This is a genomic window from Acinetobacter sp. AHP123 (assembly GCF_023757925.1).
Lineage (GTDB): Bacteria > Pseudomonadota > Gammaproteobacteria > Pseudomonadales > Moraxellaceae > Acinetobacter > Acinetobacter oleivorans.
On the sequence record NZ_CP092454.1, the window covers coordinates 1,993,005 to 2,018,520 of the forward strand.

Here is a 25,516-nt window from a genome sequence, read left to right on the forward strand (position 1 = left end):
TATGCCTGAAATACAAATTATTGCCAAGGATAGTCACGACACCTTGTCAACCATCAAGGGAACTTCCGCATCGCTTACAGAAGCGTCGGTTGTATTGGTAAAAGTGGCTGCCAGTGATGTATTGGTAGTGAATAGGGAGGGAACCAATGCAGTCATTCGCCTTAAAAATGGCGAGACAATTGTTATTGAAGGCTTTTTTAGTGGAACAGCTGAGCCTAAAGATAACAGCCTTGTTTTTCAAGACGAAAATGGACAGTTAATCTGGGCAAAATTCAAAGATGCTGAAAATGATGCAGACGCGGACGCTGATGCGGATGCTGATGCCGACAGTGATGTTGAGCCACAAGCACTCGTAGCTGAAGATTTACCGGCTGCTTTACCAGCAGAGGCACCACAAGAGTTGGTGTCTGATGTCATTTATCAGCCTATTTCTTCAATTGAACCATTGCTTTATCACGATGGTGGCATAAACCCATGGTTGTGGGCTATCCCATTAGTTGCGGGTGGTATTATCGCAGCAGCATCGAACCATGATAGTAATAATGACTCTTCAACACCTACCGATACTACTCCACCAAATACAGATGGAGTAACTTTCTCTGTTAATTCAGTTACATCTGATAATGTACTTAATGCCTCAGAAGCAGCAGGTAATGTCACGATTACTGGTATTTTGAAAAACATTCCAGCAGATGCAGCAAATACAGTGGTTACTGTTGTAATCAATGGTCAAGAGTACACTGCAATTGTAGACAAGGTTGCAGGTACTTGGAGTGTAAGCGTACCGGGTAGCGGTTTAAAAGCAGATCCAGATCAAACTATTGATGCTACTGTAACTTTTACAGATTCAGCAGGTAATAGCAGTACTGTTAAAGATACACAAACTTATACAGTTGATACAGATGCACCAAATGCACCAGTAATTGACCCGGTTAACGGGACAGACCCGATTACAGGTACAGCAGAACCTGGTTCAACAGTAACAGTAACTTATCCTAACGGTAGTACTGCAACTGTAGTTGCAGGACCGGATGGTAGCTGGACTGTTCCAAATCCAGGCTTAAATAATGGTGACACGGTAACAGCTGTTACAACAGATCCTGCGGGGAATACATCAGGACCTGCAACAGGTATTGTGGACGCGCTTGCACCGACAGTCGTTCTTAATGATGTACTCACCAATGACAGCACACCGCCTTTAACAGGTACGGTAAGTGATCCGACTGCGACTGTGGTGGTGACTGTGGATGGTGTTGACTACCCAGCGACCAACAATGGTAACGGCACCTGGACCCTTGCAGACAATACACTGCCTGTATTAACAGACGGTCCACACACGATTACCGTGACAGCAACTGACCCTGCAGGCAATGTGGGTACGGATACTGCTGTGGTGACAGTGGATACCACTGCACCAAATGCACCAGTAATTGACCCGGTTAACGGGACAGACCCGATTACAGGTACAGCAGAACCTGGTTCAACAGTAACAGTAACTTATCCTAACGGTAGTACTGCAACTGTAGTTGCAGGACCGGATGGTAGCTGGACTGTTCCAAATCCAGGCTTAAATAATGGTGACACGGTAACAGCTGTTACAACAGATCCTGCGGGGAATACATCAGGACCTGCAACAGGTATTGTGGACGCGCTTGCACCGACAGTCGTTCTTAATGATGTACTCACCAATGACAGCACACCGCCTTTAACAGGTACGGTAAGTGATCCGACTGCGACTGTGGTGGTGACTGTGGATGGTGTTGACTACCCAGCGACCAACAATGGTAACGGCACCTGGACCCTTGCAGACAATACACTGCCTGTATTAACAGACGGTCCACACACGATTACCGTGACAGCAACTGACCCTGCAGGCAATGTGGGTACGGATACTGCTGTGGTGACAGTGGATACCACTGCACCAAATGCACCAGTAATTGACCCGGTTAACGGGACAGACCCGATTACAGGTACAGCAGAACCTGGTTCAACAGTAACAGTAACTTATCCTAACGGTAGTACTGCAACTGTAGTTGCAGGACCGGATGGTAGCTGGACTGTTCCAAATCCAGGCTTAAATAATGGTGACACGGTAACAGCTGTTACAACAGATCCTGCGGGGAATACATCAGGACCTGCAACAGGTATTGTGGACGCGCTTGCACCGACAGTCGTTCTTAATGATGTACTCACCAATGACAGCACACCGCCTTTAACAGGTACGGTAAGTGATCCGACTGCGACTGTGGTGGTGACTGTGGATGGTGTTGACTACCCAGCGACCAACAATGGTAACGGCACTTGGACCCTTGCAGACAATACACTGCCAGCATTAACAGACGGTCCACACACGATTACCGTGACAGCAACAGATGCAGCAGGTAATGTGGGTAGTGATACGGCTGTGGTGACAGTGGATACCACTGCACCAAATGCACCAGTAATTGACCCGGTTAACGGGACAGACCCGATTACAGGTACAGCAGAACCTGGTTCAACAGTAACAGTAACTTATCCTAACGGTAGTACTGCAACTGTAGTTGCAGGACCGGATGGTAGCTGGACTGTTCCAAATCCAGGCTTAAATAATGGTGACACGGTAACAGCTGTTACAACAGATCCTGCGGGGAATACATCAGGACCTGCAACAGGTATTGTGGACGCGCTTGCACCGACAGTCGTTCTTAATGATGTACTCACCAATGACAGCACACCGCCTTTAACAGGTACGGTAAGTGATCCGACTGCGACTGTGGTGGTGACTGTAGATGGTGTGAACTATCCAGCGACCAACAATGGTGACGGCACTTGGACCCTTGCAGACAATACACTGCCAGCATTAACAGACGGTCCACACACGATTACCGTGACAGCAACAGATGCAGCAGGTAATGTGGGTAGTGATACGGCTGTGGTGACAGTGGATACCACTGCACCAAATGCACCAGTAATTGACCCGGTTAACGGGACAGACCCGATTACAGGTACAGCAGAACCTGGTTCAACAGTAACAGTAACTTATCCTAACGGTAGTACTGCAACTGTAGTTGCAGGACCGGATGGTAGCTGGACTGTTCCAAATCCAGGCTTAAATAATGGTGACACGGTAACAGCTGTTACAACAGATCCTGCGGGGAATACATCAGGACCTGCAACAGGTATTGTGGACGCGCTTGCACCGACAGTCGTTCTTAATGATGTACTCACCAATGACAGCACACCGCCTTTAACAGGTACGGTAAGTGATCCGACTGCGACTGTGGTGGTGACTGTAGATGGTGTGAACTATCCAGCAACCAACAATGGTGACGGCACTTGGACCCTTGCAGACAATACACTGCCTGTATTAACAGACGGTCCACACACGATTACCGTGACAGCAACTGACCCTGCAGGTAATGCAGGAACAGATACGGCTGTGGTGACGATTGATACCACTGCACCAAATGCACCGGTCCTTGATCCAATCAATGCCACTGATCCAGTGACAGGTACAGCAGAACCGGGTTCAACCGTGACTGTAAGCTTCCCTGACGGTACGACAGCAACTGTGGTTGCAGGTACAGACGGCAGCTGGTCAGTACCAAACCCAGGTGACTTGACGGATGGTCAAACGGTGACAGCAACAGCAACTGACCCTGCAGGCAATACTTCATTGCCAGGTTCAGGCGTGGTGTCTGCGGACATTACTGCACCTGTGGTTGCACTCGATGATGTGTTGACCAATGACAGTACACCAGCACTCACTGGTACAGTGAACGATCCGACTGCGACTGTGGTGGTGACTGTGGATGGTGTGAACTATCCAGCAACCAACAATGGTGACGGCACTTGGACCCTTGCAGACAATACACTGCCTGTATTAACAGACGGTCCACACACGATTACCGTGACAGCAACTGACCCTGCAGGTAATGCAGGAACAGATACGGCTGTGGTGACGATTGATACCACTGCACCAAATGCACCGGTCCTTGATCCAATCAATGCCACTGATCCAGTGACAGGTACAGCAGAACCGGGTTCAACCGTGACTGTAAGCTTCCCTGACGGTACGACAGCAACTGTGGTTGCAGGTACAGACGGCAGCTGGTCAGTACCAAACCCAGGTGACTTGACGGATGGTCAAACGGTGACAGCAACAGCAACTGACCCTGCAGGCAATACTTCATTGCCAGGTTCAGGCGTGGTGTCTGCGGACATTACTGCACCTGTGGTTGCACTCGATGATGTGTTGACCAATGACAGTACACCAGCACTCACTGGTACAGTGAACGATCCGACTGCGACTGTGGTGGTGACAGTGGATGGTGTGAACTATCCAGCGACCAACAATGGTGACGGCACTTGGACCCTTGCAGACAATACATTGCCTGTATTAACAGACGGTCCACACACGATTACCGTGACAGCAACTGACCCTGCAGGTAATGTGGGTAGTGATACTGCTGTGGTGACAGTGGATACCACTGCACCAAATGCACCGGTCCTTGATCCAATCAATGCCACTGATCCAGTGACAGGTACAGCAGAACCGGGTTCAACCGTGACTGTAAGCTTCCCTGACGGTACGACAGCAACTGTGGTTGCAGGTACAGACGGCAGCTGGTCAGTACCAAACCCAGGTGACTTGACGGATGGTCAAACGGTGACAGCAACAGCAACTGACCCTGCAGGCAATACTTCATTGCCAGGTTCAGGCGTGGTGTCTGCGGACATTACTGCACCTGTGGTTGCACTCGATGATGTGTTGACCAATGACAGTACACCAGCACTCACTGGTACAGTGAACGATCCGACTGCGACTGTGGTGGTGACAGTGGATGGTGTGAACTATCCAGCGACCAACAATGGTGACGGCACTTGGACCCTTGCAGACAATACATTGCCTGTATTAACAGACGGTCCACACACGATTACCGTGACAGCAACTGACCCTGCAGGTAATGCAGGAACAGATACGGCTGTGGTGACGATTGATACCACTGCACCAAATGCACCGGTCCTTGATCCAATCAATGCCACTGATCCAGTGACAGGTACAGCAGAACCGGGTTCAACCGTGACTGTAAGCTTCCCTGACGGTACGACAGCAACTGTGGTTGCAGGTACAGACGGCAGCTGGTCAGTACCAAACCCAGGTGACTTGACGGATGGTCAAACGGTGACAGCAACAGCAACTGACCCTGCAGGCAATACTTCATTGCCAGGTTCAGGCGTGGTGTCTGCGGACATTACTGCACCTGTGGTTGCACTCGATGATGTGTTGACCAATGACAGTACACCAGCACTCACTGGTACAGTGAACGATCCGACTGCGACTGTGGTGGTGACTGTGGATGGTGTGAACTATCCAGCGACCAACAATGGTGACGGCACTTGGACCCTTGCAGACAATACACTGCCTGTATTAACAGACGGTCCACACACGATTACCGTGACAGCAACAGATGCAGCAGGTAATGTGGGTAGTGATACGGCTGTGGTGACGATTGATACCACTGCACCAAATGCACCGGTCCTTGATCCAATCAATGCCACTGATCCAGTGACAGGTACAGCAGAACCGGGTTCAACCGTGACTGTAAGCTTCCCTGACGGTACGACAGCAACTGTGGTTGCAGGTACAGACGGCAGCTGGTCAGTACCAAACCCAGGTGACTTGACGGATGGTCAAACGGTGACAGCAACAGCAACTGACCCTGCAGGCAATACTTCATTGCCAGGTTCAGGCGTGGTGTCTGCGGACATTACTGCACCTGTGGTTGCACTCGATGATGTGTTGACCAATGACAGTACACCAGCACTCACTGGTACAGTGAACGATCCGACTGCGACTGTGGTGGTGACAGTGGATGGTGTGAACTATCCAGCGACCAACAATGGTGACGGCACTTGGACCCTTGCAGACAATACACTGCCTGTATTAACAGACGGTCCACACACGATTACCGTGACAGCAACTGACCCTGCAGGTAATGCAGGAACAGATACGGCTGTGGTGACGATTGATACCACTGCACCAAATGCACCGGTCCTTGATCCAATCAATGCCACTGATCCAGTGACAGGTACAGCAGAACCGGGTTCAACCGTGACTGTAAGCTTCCCTGACGGTACGACAGCAACTGTGGTTGCAGGTACAGACGGCAGCTGGTCAGTACCAAACCCAGGTGACTTGACGGATGGTCAAACGGTGACAGCAACAGCAACTGACCCTGCAGGCAATACTTCATTGCCAGGTTCAGGCGTGGTGTCTGCGGACATTACTGCACCTGTGGTTGCACTCGATGATGTGTTGACCAATGACAGTACACCAGCACTCACTGGTACAGTGAACGATCCGACTGCGACTGTGGTGGTGACAGTGGATGGTGTGAACTATCCAGCGACCAACAATGGTGACGGCACTTGGACCCTTGCAGACAATACACTGCCTGTATTAACAGACGGTCCACACACGATTACCGTGACAGCAACTGACCCTGCAGGTAATGCAGGAACAGATACGGCTGTGGTGACGATTGATACCACTGCACCAAATGCACCGGTCCTTGATCCAATCAATGCCACTGATCCAGTGACAGGTACAGCAGAACCGGGTTCAACCGTGACTGTAAGCTTCCCTGACGGTACGACAGCAACTGTGGTTGCAGGTACAGACGGCAGCTGGTCAGTACCAAACCCAGGTGACTTGACGGATGGTCAAACGGTGACAGCAACAGCAACTGACCCTGCAGGCAATACTTCATTGCCAGGTTCAGGCGTGGTGTCTGCGGACATTACTGCACCTGTGGTTGCACTCGATGATGTGTTGACCAATGACAGTACACCAGCACTCACTGGTACAGTGAACGATCCGACTGCGACTGTGGTGGTGACAGTGGATGGTGTGAACTATCCAGCAACCAACAATGGTGACGGCACTTGGACCCTTGCAGACAATACACTGCCTGTATTAACAGACGGTCCACATACGATTACCGTGACAGCAACTGACCCTGCAGGTAATGCAGGAACAGATACGGCTGTGGTGACGATTGATACCACTGCACCAAATGCACCGGTCCTTGATCCAATCAATGCCACTGATCCAGTGACAGGTACAGCAGAACCGGGTTCAACCGTGACTGTAAGCTTCCCTGACGGTACGACAGCAACTGTGGTTGCAGGTACAGACGGCAGCTGGTCAGTACCAAACCCAGGTGACTTGACGGATGGTCAAACGGTGACAGCAACAGCAACTGACCCTGCAGGCAATACTTCATTGCCAGGTTCAGGCGTGGTGTCTGCGGACATTACTGCACCTGTGGTTGCACTCGATGATGTGTTGACCAATGACAGTACACCAGCACTCACTGGTACAGTGAACGATCCGACTGCGACTGTGGTGGTGACAGTGGATGGTGTGAACTATCCAGCGACCAACAATGGTGACGGCACTTGGACCCTTGCAGACAATACACTGCCTGTATTAACAGATGGTCCACACACGATTACCGTGACAGCAACTGACCCTGCAGGTAATGCAGGAACAGATACGGCTGTGGTGACGATTGATACCACTGCACCAAATGCACCGGTCCTTGATCCAATCAATGCCACTGATCCAGTGACAGGTACAGCAGAACCGGGTTCAACCGTGACTGTAAGCTTCCCTGACGGTACGACAGCAACTGTGGTTGCAGGTACAGACGGCAGCTGGTCAGTACCAAACCCAGGTGACTTGACGGATGGTCAAACGGTGACAGCAACAGCAACTGACCCTGCAGGCAATACTTCATTGCCAGGTTCAGGCGTGGTGTCTGCGGACATTACTGCACCTGTGGTTGCACTCGATGATGTGTTGACCAATGACAGTACACCAGCACTCACTGGTACAGTGAACGATCCGACTGCGACTGTGGTGGTGACAGTGGATGGTGTGAACTATCCAGCAACCAACAATGGTGACGGCACTTGGACCCTTGCAGACAATACACTGCCTGTATTAACAGACGGTCCACACACGATTACCGTGACAGCAACTGACCCTGCAGGTAATGCAGGAACAGATACGGCTGTGGTGACGATTGATACCACTGCACCAAATGCACCGGTCCTTGATCCAATCAATGCCACTGATCCAGTGACAGGTACAGCAGAACCGGGTTCAACCGTGACTGTAAGCTTCCCTGACGGTACGACAGCAACTGTGGTTGCAGGTACAGACGGCAGCTGGTCAGTACCAAACCCAGGTGACTTGACGGATGGTCAAACGGTGACAGCAACAGCAACTGACCCTGCAGGCAATACTTCATTGCCAGGTTCAGGCGTGGTGTCTGCGGACATTACTGCACCTGTGGTTGCACTCGATGATGTGTTGACCAATGACAGTACACCAGCACTCACTGGTACAGTGAACGATCCGACTGCGACTGTGGTGGTGACTGTGGATGGTGTGAACTATCCAGCGACCAACAATGGTAACGGCACTTGGACCCTTGCAGACAATACACTGCCTGTATTAACAGACGGTCCACACACGATTACCGTGACAGCAACTGACCCTGCAGGTAATGCAGGAACAGATACAGCTGTGGTGACGATTGATACCACTGCACCAAATGCACCGGTCCTTGATCCAATCAATGCCACTGATCCAGTGACAGGTACAGCAGAACCGGGTTCAACCGTGACTGTAAGCTTCCCTGACGGTACGACAGCAACTGTGGTTGCAGGTACAGACGGCAGCTGGTCAGTACCAAACCCAGGTGACTTGACGGATGGTCAAACGGTGACAGCAACAGCAACTGACCCTGCAGGCAATACTTCATTGCCAGGTTCAGGCGTGGTGTCTGCGGACATTACTGCACCTGTGGTTGCACTCGATGATGTGTTGACCAATGACAGTACACCAGCACTCACTGGTACAGTGAACGATCCGACTGCGACTGTGGTGGTGACAGTGGATGGTGTGAACTATCCAGCGACCAACAATGGTGACGGCACTTGGACCCTTGCAGACAATACACTGCCTGTATTAACAGACGGTCCACACACGATTACCGTGACAGCAACTGACCCTGCAGGTAATGCAGGAACAGATACGGCTGTGGTGACGATTGATACCACTGCACCAAATGCACCGGTCCTTGATCCAATCAATGCCACTGATCCAGTGACAGGTACAGCAGAACCGGGTTCAACCGTGACTGTAAGCTTCCCTGACGGTACGACAGCAACTGTGGTTGCAGGTACAGACGGCAGCTGGTCAGTACCAAACCCAGGTGACTTGACGGATGGTCAAACGGTGACAGCAACAGCAACTGACCCTGCAGGCAATACTTCATTGCCAGGTTCAGGCGTGGTGTCTGCGGACATTACTGCACCTGTGGTTGCACTCGATGATGTGTTGACCAATGACAGTACACCAGCACTCACTGGTACAGTGAACGATCCGACTGCGACTGTGGTGGTGACTGTGGATGGTGTGAACTATCCAGCGACCAACAATGGTGACGGCACTTGGACCCTTGCAGACAATACACTGCCTGTATTAACAGACGGTCCACACACGATTACCGTGACAGCAACAGATGCAGCAGGTAATGTGGGTAGTGATACGGCTGTGGTGACGATTGATACCACTGCACCAAATGCACCGGTCCTTGATCCAATCAATGCCACTGATCCAGTGACAGGTACAGCAGAACCGGGTTCAACCGTGACTGTAAGCTTCCCTGACGGTACGACAGCAACTGTGGTTGCAGGTACAGACGGCAGCTGGTCAGTACCAAACCCAGGTGACTTGACGGATGGTCAAACGGTGACAGCAACAGCAACTGACCCTGCAGGCAATACTTCATTGCCAGGTTCAGGCGTGGTGTCTGCGGACATTACTGCACCTGTGGTTGCACTCGATGATGTGTTGACCAATGACAGTACACCAGCACTCACTGGTACAGTGAACGATCCGACTGCGACTGTGGTGGTGACAGTGGATGGTGTGAACTATCCAGCGACCAACAATGGTGACGGCACTTGGACCCTTGCAGACAATACACTGCCTGTATTAACAGACGGTCCACACACGATTACCGTGACAGCAACTGACCCTGCAGGTAATGCAGGAACAGATACGGCTGTGGTGACGATTGATACCACTGCACCAAATGCACCGGTCCTTGATCCAATCAATGCCACTGATCCAGTGACAGGTACAGCAGAACCGGGTTCAACCGTGACTGTAAGCTTCCCTGACGGTACGACAGCAACTGTGGTTGCAGGTACAGACGGCAGCTGGTCAGTACCAAACCCAGGTGACTTGACGGACGGTCAAACGGTGACAGCAACAGCAACTGACCCTGCAGGCAATACTTCATTGCCAGGTTCAGGCGTGGTGTCTGCGGACATTACTGCACCTGTGGTTGCACTCGATGATGTGTTGACCAATGACAGCACACCAGCACTCACTGGTACAGTGAACGATCCGACTGCGACTGTGGTGGTGACTGTGGATGGTGTGAACTATCCAGCAACCAACAATGGTGACGGCACTTGGACCCTTGCAGACAATACACTGCCTGTATTAACAGACGGTCCACACACGATTACCGTGACAGCAACAGATGCAGCAGGTAATGTGGGTAGTGATACTGCTGTGGTGACAGTGGATACCACTGCACCGGTCGTGAGCTTCACAGATGCATCTACCAATGACACCACACCTGCGTTGACCGGTACGATCGATGATCCTGCTGCGACTGTGGTGGTGACCGTAGATGGTATTAACTACAATGCGACCAACAATGGTGACGGTACCTGGACGCTTGCAGACAATACACTTCCAGTGTTGGCAGATGGCCCGCACACAGTGAGTGTGACTGCAACGGATGTAGCAGGTAACGTTTCAACACCTGCGACAGGCACAGTAACTGTTGATGCAACAGCACCAACCCTTGCGATTAGCGCAGATGACCTTGCACTTGCGGCAGGTGAAACAGCGAACATTACCTTCACGTTCAGTGAAGCAGTGGCAGGCTTTGATGCAACAGATATCACCCTCGTTGGCGGTACATTAGGTGCATTGACGACAACGGATAACATCACTTGGACAGCAGTGTTCACGCCAGATGGCACAGGCACAGCACCAAGCATTACCGTGGCTGATGGTAGCTACACTGATGTATTGGGCAACCCGGGTACAGGTGATGTACTTGATGGTACAGACGGCTTTATCGTTGACCTTGTTGCACCGGTTGTGGGCTTCACAGATGCATCTACCAATGACACCACACCTGCGTTGACCGGTACGATCGATGATCCTGCTGCGACTGTGGTGGTGACCGTAGATGGTATTAACTACAATGCGACCAACAATGGTGACGGTACCTGGACGCTTGCAGACAATACACTTCCAGTGTTGGCAGATGGCCCGCACACAGTGAGTGTGACTGCAACGGATGTAGCAGGTAACGTTTCAACACCTGCGACAGGCACAGTAACTGTTGATGCAACAGCACCAACCCTTGCGATTAGCGCAGATGACCTTGCACTTGCGGCAGGTGAAACAGCGAACATTACCTTCACGTTCAGTGAAGCAGTGGCAGGCTTTGATGCAACAGATATCACCCTCGTTGGCGGTACATTAGGTGCATTGACGACAACGGATAACATCACTTGGACAGCAGTGTTCACGCCAGATGGCACAGGCACAGCACCAAGCATTACCGTGGCTGATGGTAGCTACACTGATGTATTGGGCAACCCGGGTACAGGTGATGTACTTGATGGTACAGACGGCTTTATCGTTGACCTTGTTGCACCGGTTGTGGGCTTCACAGATGCATCTACCAATGACACCACACCTGCGTTGACCGGTACGATCGATGATCCTGCTGCGACTGTGGTGGTGACCGTAGATGGTATTAACTACAATGCGACCAACAATGGTGACGGTACCTGGACGCTTGCAGACAATACACTTCCAGTGTTGGCAGATGGCCCGCACACAGTGAGCGTGACTGCAACGGATGTAGCAGGTAACGTTTCAACACCTGCGACAGGCACAGTAACTGTTGATGCAACAGCACCAACCCTTGCGATTAGCGCAGATGACCTTGCACTTGCGGCAGGTGAAACAGCGAACATTACCTTCACGTTCAGTGAAGCAGTGGCAGGCTTTGATGCAACAGATATCACCCTCGTTGGCGGTACATTAGGTGCATTGACGACAACGGATAACATCACTTGGACAGCAGTGTTCACACCAGATGGCACAGGCACAGCACCAAGCATTACCGTGGCTGATGGTAGCTACACTGATGTATTGGGCAACCCGGGTACAGGTGATGTACTTGATGGTACAGACGGCTTTATCGTTGACCTTGTTGCACCGGTTGTGGGCTTCACAGATGCCTCTACCAATGACACCACACCTGCGTTGACCGGTACGATCGATGATCCTGCTGCGACTGTGGTGGTGACCGTAGATGGTATTAACTACAATGCGACCAACAATGGTGACGGTACCTGGACGCTTGCAGACAATACACTTCCAGTGTTGGCAGATGGCCCGCACACAGTGAGCGTGACTGCAACGGATGTAGCAGGTAACGTTTCAACACCTGCGACAGGCACAGTAACTGTTGATGCAACAGCACCAACCCTTGCGATTAGCGCAGATGACCTTGCACTTGCGGCAGGTGAAACAGCGAACATTACCTTCACGTTCAGTGAAGCAGTGGCAGGCTTTGATGCAACAGATATCACCCTCGTTGGCGGTACATTAGGTGCATTGACGACAACGGATAACATCACTTGGACAGCAGTGTTCACGCCAGATGGCACAGGCACAGCACCAAGCATTACCGTGGCTGATGGTAGCTACACTGATGTATTGGGCAACCCGGGTACAGGTGATGTACTTGATGGTACAGACGGCTTTATCGTTGACCTTGTTGCACCGGTTGTGGGCTTCACAGATGCATCTACCAATGACACCACACCTGCGTTGACCGGTACGATCGATGATCCTGCTGCGACTGTGGTGGTGACCGTAGATGGTATTAACTACAATGCGACCAACAATGGTGACGGTACCTGGACGCTTGCAGACAATACACTTCCAGTGTTGGCAGATGGCCCGCACACAGTGAGCGTGACTGCAACGGATGTAGCAGGTAACGTTTCAACACCTGCGACAGGCACAGTAACTGTTGATGCAACAGCACCAACCCTTGCGATTAGCGCAGATGACCTTGCACTTGCGGCAGGTGAAACAGCGAACATTACCTTCACGTTCAGTGAAGCAGTGGCAGGCTTTGATGCAACAGATATCACCCTCGTTGGCGGTACATTAGGTGCATTGACGACAACGGATAACATCACTTGGACAGCAGTGTTCACGCCAGATGGCACAGGCACAGCACCAAGCATTACCGTGGCTGATGGTAGCTACACTGATGTATTGGGCAACCCGGGTACAGGTGATGTACTTGATGGTACAGACGGCTTTATCGTTGACCTTGTTGCACCGGTTGTGGGCTTCACAGATGCCTCTACCAATGACACCACACCTGCGTTGACCGGTACGATCGATGATCCTGCTGCGACTGTGGTGGTGACCGTAGATGGTATTAACTACAATGCGACCAACAATGGTGACGGTACCTGGACGCTTGCAGACAATACACTTCCAGTGTTGGCAGATGGCCCGCACACAGTGAGCGTGACTGCAACGGATGTAGCAGGTAACGTTTCAACACCTGCGACAGGCACAGTAACTGTTGATGCAACAGCACCAACCCTTGCGATTAGCGCAGATGACCTTGCACTTGCGGCAGGTGAAACAGCGAACATTACCTTCACGTTCAGTGAAGCAGTGGCAGGCTTTGATGCAACAGATATCACCCTCGTTGGCGGTACATTAGGTGCATTGACGACAACGGATAACATCACTTGGACAGCAGTGTTCACGCCAGATGGCACAGGCACAGCACCAAGCATTACCGTGGCTGATGGTAGCTACACTGATGTATTGGGCAACCCGGGTACAGGTGATGTACTTGATGGTACAGACGGCTTTATCGTTGACCTTGTTGCACCGGTTGTGGGCTTCACAGATGCCTCTACCAATGACACCACACCTGCGTTGACCGGTACGATCGATGATCCTGCTGCGACTGTGGTGGTGACCGTAGATGGTATTAACTACAATGCGACCAACAATGGTGACGGTACCTGGACGCTTGCAGACAATACACTTCCAGTGTTGGCAGATGGCCCGCATACAGTGAGTGTGACTGCAACGGATGTAGCAGGTAACGTTTCAACACCTGCGACAGGCACAGTAACTGTTGATGCAACAGCACCAACCCTTGCGATTAGCGCAGATGACCTTGCACTTGCGGCAGGTGAAACAGCGAACATTACCTTCACGTTCAGTGAAGCAGTGGCAGGCTTTGATGCAACAGATATCACCCTCGTTGGCGGTACATTAGGTGCATTGACGACAACGGATAACATCACTTGGACAGCAGTGTTCACGCCAGATGGCACAGGCACAGCACCAAGCATTACCGTGGCTGATGGTAGCTACACTGATGTATTGGGCAACCCGGGTACAGGTGATGTACTTGATGGTACAGACGGCTTTATCGTTGACCTTGTTGCACCGGTTGTGGGCTTCACAGATGCCTCTACCAATGACACCACACCTGCGTTGACCGGTACGATCGATGATCCTGCTGCGACTGTGGTGGTGACCGTAGATGGTATTAACTACAATGCGACCAACAATGGTGACGGTACCTGGACGCTTGCAGACAATACACTTCCAGTGTTGGCAGATGGCCCGCATACAGTGAGTGTGACTGCAACGGATGTAGCAGGTAACGTTTCAACACCTGCGACAGGCACAGTAACTGTTGATGCAACAGCACCAACCCTTGCGATTAGCGCAGATGACCTTGCACTTGCGGCAGGTGAAACAGCGAACATTACCTTCACGTTCAGTGAAGCAGTGGCAGGCTTTGATGCAACAGATATCACCCTCGTTGGCGGTACATTAGGTGCATTGACGACAACGGATAACATCACTTGGACAGCAGTGTTCACGCCAGATGGCACAGGCACAGCACCAAGCATTACCGTGGCTGATGGTAGCTACACTGATGTATTGGGCAACCCGGGTACAGGTGATGTACTTGATGGTACAGACGGCTTTATCGTTGACCTTGTTGCACCGGTTGTGGGCTTCACAGATGCATCTACCAATGACACCACACCTGCGTTGACCGGTACGATCGATGATCCTGCTGCGACTGTGGTGGTGACCGTAGATGGTATTAACTACAATGCGACCAACAATGGTGACGGTACCTGGACGCTTGCAGACAATACACTTCCAGTGTTGGCAGATGGCCCGCACACAGTGAGCGTGACTGCAACGGATGTAGCAGGTAACGTTTCAACACCTGCGACAGGCACAGTAACTGTTGATGCAACAGCACCAACCCTTGCGATTAGCGCAGATGACCTTGCACTTGCGGCAGGTGAAACAGCGAACATTACCTTCACGTTCAGTGAAGCAGTGGCAGGCTTTGATGCAACAGATATCACCCTCGTTGGCGGTACATTAGGTGCATTGACGACAACGGATAACATCACTTGGACAGCAGTGTTCACACCAGATGGCACAGGCACAGCACCAAGCATTACCGTGGCTGATGGTAGCTACACTGATGTATTGGGCAACCCGGGTACAGGTGATGTACTTGATGGTACAGACGGCTTTATCGTTGACCTTGTTGCACCGGTTGTGGGCTTCACAGATGCCTCTACCAATGACACCACACCTGCGTTGACCGGTACGATCGATGATCCTGCTGCGACTGTGGTGGTGACCGTAGATGGTATTAACTACAATGCGACCAACAATGGTGACGGTACCTGGACGCTTGCAGACAATACACTTCCAGTGTTGGCAGATGGCCCGCATACAGTGAGTGTGACTGCAACGGATGTAGCAGGTAACGTTTCAACACCTGCGACAGGCACAGTAACTGTTGATGCAACAGCACCAACCCTTGCGATTAGCGCAGATGACCTTGCACTTGCGGCAGGTGAAACAGCGAACATTACCTTCACGTTCAGTGAAGCAGTGGCAGGCTTTGATGCAACAGATATCACCCTCGTTGGCGGTACATTAGGTGCATTGACGACAACGGATAACATCACTTGGACAGCAGTGTTCACACCAGATGGCACAGGCACAGCACCAAGCATTACCGTGGCTGATGGTAGCTACACTGATGTATTGGGCAACCCGGGTACAGGTGATGTACTTGATGGTACAGACGGCTTTATCGTTGACCTTGTTGCACCGGTTGTGGGCTTCACAGATGCCTCTACCAATGACACCACACCTGCGTTGACCGGTACGATCGATGATCCTGCTGCGACTGTGGTGGTGACCGTAGATGGTATTAACTACAATGCGACCAACAATGGTGACGGTACCTGGACGCTTGCAGACAATACACTTCCAGTGTTGGCAGATGGCCCGCATACAGTGAGTGTGACTGCAACGGATGTAGCAGGTAACGTTTCAACACCTGCGACAGGCACAGTAACTGTTGATGCAACAGCACCAACCCTTGCGATTAGCGCAGATGACCTTGCACTTGCGGCAGGTGAAACAGCGAACATTACCTTCACGTTCAGTGAAGCAGTGGCAGGCTTTGATGCAACAGATATCACCCTCGTTGGCGGTACATTAGGTGCATTGACGACAACGGATAACATCACTTGGACAGCAGTGTTCACGCCAGATGGCACAGGCACAGCACCAAGCATTACCGTGGCTGATGGTAGCTACACTGATGTATTGGGCAACCCGGGTACAGGTGATGTACTTGATGGTACAGACGGCTTTATCGTTGACCTTGTTGCACCGGTTGTGGGCTTCACAGATGCATCTACCAATGACACCACACCTGCGTTGACCGGTACGATCGATGATCCTGCTGCGACTGTGGTGGTGACCGTAGATGGTATTAACTACAATGCGACCAACAATGGTGACGGTACCTGGACGCTTGCAGACAATACACTTCCAGTGTTGGCAGATGGCCCGCACACAGTGAGCGTGACTGCAACGGATGTAGCAGGTAACGTTTCAACACCTGCGACAGGCACAGTAACTGTTGATGCAACAGCACCAACCCTTGCGATTAGCGCAGATGACCTTGCACTTGCGGCAGGTGAAACAGCGAACATTACCTTCACGTTCAGTGAAGCAGTGGCAGGCTTTGATGCAACAGATATCACCCTCGTTGGCGGTACATTAGGTGCATTGACGACAACGGATAACATCACTTGGACAGCAGTGTTCACGCCAGATGGCACAGGCACAGCACCAAGCATTACCGTGGCTGATGGTAGCTACACTGATGTATTGGGCAACCCGGGTACAGGTGATGTACTTGATGGTACAGACGGCTTTATCGTTGACCTTGTTGCACCGGTTGTGGGCTTCACAGATGCCTCTACCAATGACACCACACCTGCGTTGACCGGTACGATCGATGATCCTGCTGCGACTGTGGTGGTGACCGTAGATGGTATTAACTACAATGCGACCAACAATGGTGACGGTACCTGGACGCTTGCAGACAATACACTTCCAGTGTTGGCAGATGGCCCGCACACAGTGAGTGTGACTGCAACGGATGTAGCAGGTAACGTTTCAACACCTGCGACAGGCACAGTAACTGTTGATGCAACAGCACCAACCCTTGCGATTAGCGCAGATGACCTTGCACTTGCGGCAGGTGAAACAGCGAACATTACCTTCACGTTCAGTGAAGCAGTGGCAGGCTTTGATGCAACAGATATCACCCTCGTTGGCGGTACATTAGGTGCATTGACGACAACGGATAACATCACTTGGACAGCAGTGTTCACACCAGATGGCACAGGCACAGCACCAAGCATTACCGTGGCTGATGGTAGCTACACTGATGTATTGGGCAACCCGGGTACAGGTGATGTACTTGATGGTACAGACGGCTTTATCGTTGACCTTGTTGCACCGGTTGTGGGCTTCACAGATGCCTCTACCAATGACACCACACCTGCGTTGACCGGTACGATCGATGATCCTGCTGCGACTGTGGTGGTGACCGTAGATGGTATTAACTACAATGCGACCAACAATGGTGACGGTACCTGGACGCTTGCAGACAATACACTTCCAGTGTTGGCAGATGGCCCGCACACAGTGAGCGTGACTGCAACGGATGTAGCAGGTAACGTTTCAACACCTGCGACAGGCACAGTAACTGTTGATGCAACAGCACCAACCCTTGCGATTAGCGCAGATGACCTTGCACTTGCGGCAGGTGAAACAGCGAACATTACCTTCACGTTCAGTGAAGCAGTGGCAGGCTTTGATGCAACAGATATCACCCTCGTTGGCGGTACATTAGGTGCATTGACGACAACGGATAACATCACTTGGACAGCAGTGTTCACGCCAGATGGCACAGGCACAGCACCAAGCATTACCGTGGCTGATGGTAGCTACACTGATGTATTGGGCAACCCGGGTACAGGTGATGTACTTGATGGTACAGACGGCTTTATCGTTGACCTTGTTGCACCGGTTGTGGGCTTCACAGATGCATCTACCAATGACACCACACCTGCGTTGACCGGTACGATCGATGATCCTGCTGCGACTGTGGTGGTGACCGTAGATGGTATTAACTACAATGCGACCAACAATGGTGACGGTACCTGGACGCTTGCAGACAATACACTTCCAGTGTTGGCAGATGGCCCGCACACAGTGAGCGTGACTGCAACGGATGTAGCAGGTAACGTTTCAACACCTGCGACAGGCACAGTAACTGTTGATGCAACAGCACCAACCCTTGCGATTAGCGCAGATGACCTTGCACTTGCGGCAGGTGAAACAGCGAACATTACCTTCACGTTCAGTGAAGCAGTGGCAGGCTTTGATGCAACAGATATCACCCTCGTTGGCGGTACATTAGGTGCATTGACGACAACGGATAACATCACTTGGACAGCAGTGTTCACGCCAGATGGCACAGGCACAGCACCAAGCATTACCGTGGCTGATGGTAGCTACACTGATGTATTGGGCAACCCGGGTACAGGTGATGTACTTGATGGTACAGACGGCTTTGTTGTAGATATTGTGCCACCAACCCTTGCGATTAGCGCAGATGACCTTGCACTTGCGGCAGGTGAAACAGCGAACATTACCTTCACGTTCAGTGAAGCAGTGGCAGGCTTTGATGCAACAGATATCACCCTCGTTGGCGGTACATTAGGTGCATTAACAACAACCGATAACATCACTTGGACAGCAGTGTTCACGCCAGATGGTACAGGCACAGCCCCAAGCATTACTGTAGCTGATAATACTTACACAGACCTTGCGGGTAACTTGGGTACAGGTGATGTACTTGATGGTACAGATGGCTTCGTCGTAGATATTGTGTCACCAACCCTTGCGATTAGCGCAGATGACCTTGCACTTGCGGCAGGTGAAACAGCGAACATTACCTTCACGTTCAGTGAGGCAGTGGCAGGCTTTGATGCAACTGATATCACCCTGGTTGGCGGTACATTAGGTGCATTGACGACAACCGATAACATCACTTGGACAGCAGTGTTCACACCAGATGGTACAGGCACAGCACCAAGCATTACTGTAGCTGATAATACTTATACAGACCTTGCAGGTAACTTCGGTACAGGGGATGTGCTTGATGGTACAGATGGCTTCGTCGTAGACATTGTTTCACCGACGCTTGCGATCAGTGCAACAGACCTGAATCTGGCTCTTGGTGAAAGCACCACAGTAACCTTCACATTCAGTGAAGCAGTAACTGGCTTTGATGCAACAGATGTGACCTTGGCAGGTGGTACGCTTACTGGCTTGACCACAGCAGATGGTGGTGTGACCTGGACAGCGACCTTCACTCAAGATGGCAGTGCAACAGCACCGAGCATCAGTGTGGCGGATAACACTTATACTGACCTTGCAGGTAACCTGGGTACTGGCGCTAACCTTACTGGCCTGACTTCAGATGTGGTAGCACCGACGCTTGCGATCAGTGCAACAGACCTGAATCTTGCTCTTGGTGAAAGCACCACAGTAACCTTCACATTCAGTGAAGCAGTAACTGGCTTTGATGCAACAGATGTGACCTTGGCAGGTGGTACGCTTACTGGCTTGACTACAGCAGATGGTGGTGTGACCTGGACAGCGACCTTCACTCAAGATGGCAGTGCAACAGCACCGAGCATCAGTGTGGCGGATAACACTTATACAGACCTTGCAGGTAACTTGGGTACAGGCGCTAACCTTACTGGCTTAACTTCAGATGTGGTAGCACCGACGCTTGCGATCAGTGCAACAGACCTGAATCTTGCTCTTGGTGAAAGCACCACAGTAACCTTCACATTCAGTGAAGCAGTAACTGGCTTTGATGCAACAGATGTGACCTTGGCAGGTGGTACGCTTACTGGCTTGACTACAGCAGATGGTGGTGTGACCTGGACAGCGACCTTCACTCAAGATGGCAGTGCAACAGCACCGAGCATCAGTGTGGCGGATAACACTTATACAGACCTTGCAGGTAACTTGGGTACAGGCGCTAACCTTACTGGCTTAACTTCAGATGTGGTAGCACCGACGCTTGCGATCAGTGCAACAGACCTGAATCTGTCTGTAGGTGAAAGCACCACAGTAACCTTCACATTCAGTGAAGCAGTAACTGGCTTTGATGCAACAGATGTGACCTTGGCAGGTGGTACGCTTACTGGCTTGACTACAGCAGATGGTGGTGTGACCTGGACAGCGACCTTCACTCAAGATGGCAGTGCAACAGCACCGAGCATCAGTGTGGCGGATAACACTTATACTGACCTTGCAGGTAACTTGGGTACAGGCGCTAACCTTACTGGCTTAACTTCAGATGTGGTAGCACCGACGCTTGCGATCAGTGCAACTGACCTGAATCTTGCTCTTGGTGAAAGCACCACAGTAACCTTCACATTCAGTGAAGCAGTAACTGGCTTTGATGCAACAGATGTGACCTTGGCAGGTGGTACGCTTACTGGCTTGACCACAGCAGATGGTGGTGTGACCTGGACAGCGACCTTCACTCAAGATGGCAGTGCAACAGCACCGAGCATCAGTGTGGCGGATAACACTTATACTGACCTTGCAGGTAACCTGGGTACTGGCGCTAACCTTACTGGCTTAACTTCAGATGTGGTAGCACCGACGCTTGCGATCAGTGCAACAGACCTGAATCTGTCTGTAGGTGAAAGCACCACAGTAACCTTCACATTCAGTGAAGCAGTAACTGGCTTTGATGCAACAGATGTGACCTTGGCAGGTGGTACGCTTACTGGCTTGACCACAGCAGATGGTGGTGTGACCTGGACAGCGACCTTCACTCAAGATGGCAGTGCAACAGCACCGAGCATCAGTGTGGCGGATAACACTTATACAGACCTTGCAGGTAACTTGGGTACAGGCGCTAACCTTACTGGCTTAACTTCAGATGTGGTAGCACCGACGCTTGCGATCAGTGCAACAGACCTGAATCTTGCTCTTGGTCAAAGCACCACAGTGACCTTCACATTCAGTGAAGCAGTAACTGGCTTTGATTCAACAGATGTGACCTTGGCAGGTGGTACGCTTACTGGCTTGACCACAGCAGATGGTGGTGTGACCTGGACAGCGACCTTCACTCAAGATGGCAGTGCAACAGCACCGAGCATCAGTGTGGCGGATAACACTTATACTGACCTTGCAGGTAACCTGGGTACTGGCGCTAACCTTACTGGCCTGACTTCAGATGTGGTAGCACCGACGCTTGCGATCAGTGCAACAGACCTGAATCTTGCTCTTGGTGAAAGCACCACAGTAACCTTCACATTCAGTGAAGCAGTAACTGGCTTTGATGCAACAGATGTGACCTTGGCAGGTGGTACGCTTACTGGCTTGACTACAGCAGATGGTGGTGTGACCTGGACAGCGACCTTCACTCAAGATGGCAGTGCAACAGCACCGAGCATCAGTGTGGCGGATAACACTTATACAGACCTTGCAGGTAACTTGGGTACAGGCGCTAACCTTACTGGCTTAACTTCAGATGTGGTAGCACCGACGCTTGCGATCAGTGCAACAGACCTGAATCTTGCTCTTGGTGAAAGCACCACAGTAACCTTCACATTCAGTGAAGCAGTAACTGGCTTTGATGCAACAGATGTGACCTTGGCAGGTGGTACGCTTACTGGCTTGACTACAGCAGATGGTGGTGTGACCTGGACAGCGACCTTCACTCAAGATGGCAGTGCAACAGCACCGAGCATCAGTGTGGCGGATAACACTTATACAGACCTTGCAGGTAACTTGGGTACAGGCGCTAACCTTACTGGCTTAACTTCAGATGTGGTAGCACCGACGCTTGCGATCAGTGCAACAGACCTGAATCTGTCTGTAGGTGAAAGCACCACAGTAACCTTCACATTCAGTGAAGCAGTAACTGGCTTTGATGCAACAGATGTGACCTTGGCAGGTGGTACGCTTACTGGCTTGACTACAGCAGATGGTGGTGTGACCTGGACAGCGACCTTCACTCAAGATGGCAGTGCAACAGCACCGAGCATCAGTGTGGCGGATAACACTTATACTGACCTTGCAGGTAACTTGGGTACAGGCGCTAACCTTACTGGCTTGACTTCAGATGTGGTAGCACCGACGCTTGCGATCAGTGCAACTGACCTGAATCTTGCTCTTGGTGAAAGCACCACAGTAACCTTCACATTCAGTGAAGCAGTGACTGGCTTTGATGCAACAGATGTGACCTTGGCAGGTGGTACGCTTACTGGCTTGACTACAGCAGATGGTGGTGTGACCTGGACAGCGACCTTCACTCAAGATGGCAGTGCAACAGCACCGAGCATCAGTGTTGCAAATAACACCTATACTGACCTTGCAGGCAACTTGGGTACTGGTGCGGCATTGGCTGGTTTAGTGGCAGATATTGTTGCACCGACGCTTGCGATCAGTGCAACAGACCTTAACCTGTCTGTAGGTGAAAGCACCACAGTAACCTTCACATTCAGTGAAGCAGTAACTGGCTTTGATGCAACAGATGTGACCTTGGCAGGTGGTACACTTACTGGCTTGACCACAGCAGATGGTGGTGTGACCTGGACAGCAACCTTCACTCAAGATGGCAGTGCAACAGCACCGAGCTTGAGTGTTGCAAATAACACCTATACTGACCTTGCAGGTAATCTGGGTACTGGTGCTAACCTTGCTGGTCTTGTTCTTGTGCCAACAATTACTGCACATGACAATGTAGATAGTGTGGCAATTGATATTGTTCCATTAACTACAACGGGTATTAATGCTGGTTCTGCAACCTATCTAGCATTGATAGGCGTAACTGAGGGTCTCAACGTATCGCTTCTAGGTACCCCGAGTGTGAGCTTCAGTATTGCTGCTGGACATACTTCAGACGCAACGATTAGCTATGGCGCTTTACTAAGTTTGTCTTTGCTTAACGACTATAAAATAGTGTTACAAAAACAAGCACCAGATGGTTCGTGGCAGAATGTTGCAGGTGATGCTAGTACGGGATTAATTAACGTCGGAATACTCGGTGGTAATGGATTCGGTGCGACTATCACAGACTTGGCAAGTGGTTCTTATAGAGCGTTTATGGTCTATACCGGTGTTGGTGTAGGGTTGTTAGGCACAATGAGTGTGGTTCGCGATGACTATAATCACACAGTAGTACCTACATATAGTGCAGCAACAGTGAGCGGTAATGTGCTTACTGATGATGATTCAACTATATATGGTCCTTCATATGTGCCAGATACAATTACTGGAACAACAGTAGTGTCTACTGTTGTGGGTGAGCAAGTAGGTGCAATACCAACATCTATTGGTTCTTCAACCCCAGTAATAGGAGCTTATGGAACACTTACTATCTCTGCAAATGGTTCATACAGCTATACACCAACTGCTAATGCTGCAAACATTGGCAAAGTAGATAGCTTCACTTACACCATTACTGATCCTGTATCAGGTGGTACTAGTACAGCGGTATTGCACATACAAATTGGATCACCTGATGTCAGCATTACTTGGAATACTGCTAGTCCTGGAACGGATGGTACGACTCAAATCGTTGCCAATGCAGACCAAGCTGTTGCAACGGTTGATTTTAGTAACTCAACTGATACACCTGTAGATGTTCCAAGTCCGAACATAACAATCAACTTGATTGGTTCGACTTCTGTACTTTCTAATGCTTTCACCGTTGGGGCTGGAGAATTAGTAGATGTACAGGTAGCAGCAACTTATGCTAACCAACCTTTGTTAAGTGCATTACCAACAGTGAGCTATGTTGTCCAGCAATTTGTTGGTGGAGTATGGGTTGATACTACTTATACTGGTTCGGCTACAGCACTTGCGAGCGTGGGTGGTATTAGTCTCGGGACTGTAGCTTTCCAAGATTCCGTTCTACACTTGGAAGCAGGTACATACCGTGTTCAATATACGTTGACAGCGATTACACTTGGTGTAACCACCTTGGATACCCAAGTAACGACCACTACAACGCACTTGAACAATTATTCATCTGACTGGATTCATGGAAACATTGTCCATGGTGACACAATAGGTGGAGTCGCAGACAGTGGTATCTTTACTGCTGATGGTGTCAAACTCTATGTTGAAACAAGTCCTGGTGTATATGTTGAGGCTACTGGACAATCTATCACTACTGCGAATGGTACATTTGTGATCAATTCAAATGGTGACTATGATTACCGTGCCAATACTTCATCGTTAACATTAGCGAATCCAACCGATACCATTAACTATAAGTTAGTGGCAGCGAATGGCGCCGAGTCTTTATCATCATTGACGGTTAATCTGACTACTTCTGATTACAATACTCATGTAATTAGTACATCAGGAAATGACACGTTCAATACGGATACTGGCACGATTGGGGCTGGTTCAGATACTCTCATTTATCATGTATTAAATAACGTTGCTATAGGTAATGGTGGTAATACAGGTGGTAATGGCGTAGATACGTGGACTAACTTCCATGTGGGTAATGTCGCTACAGACCAGCAAGCCGATCTGATTGATATCAGAGGATTACTCGATGGAGCTCAAACAGACCTTACTATTGGACAATATATCAATGTCGTTGTAAGTGGTGGTAATACAACAATTCAAATTGACCGTGATGGGTTAACTGGGGTGATTTTACCTACAAATAACTTTACGAATCTGTTGGTTTTACAAGGTGTTACGACTAGTGAGGCAGAGTTACTTGCTAATGGTCAAATTATCTATTAATAGATAATTAACCAAATAAAAAAAAGAGCCTTCGGGCTCTTTTTTTATGTTTAAACAATACGTTAATCTAGCTTTTAGCTTGTCCGTGCT

General features: G+C 50.5%; 1 protein-coding gene. It reads left to right on the forward strand.

The window, feature by feature from the left end; genetic code table 11:
- The first annotated feature begins 1 nt into the window (after position 1).
- The gene (locus tag MJX77_RS09630; RefSeq protein WP_252061290.1) at positions 2–25,426 is read left to right on the forward strand and encodes an Ig-like domain-containing protein; all 25,425 of its coding nucleotides are present in this window, start codon (positions 2–4) and stop codon (positions 25,424–25,426) included.
- Positions 25,427–25,516 lie beyond the last annotated feature (90 nt).

Excerpts from the sequence above, each read along its gene's own strand:
- MJX77_RS09630 (WP_252061290.1), top strand. The coding sequence starts at position 2 with ATGCCTGAAATACAAATTATTGCCAAGGATAGTCACGACACCTTGTCA.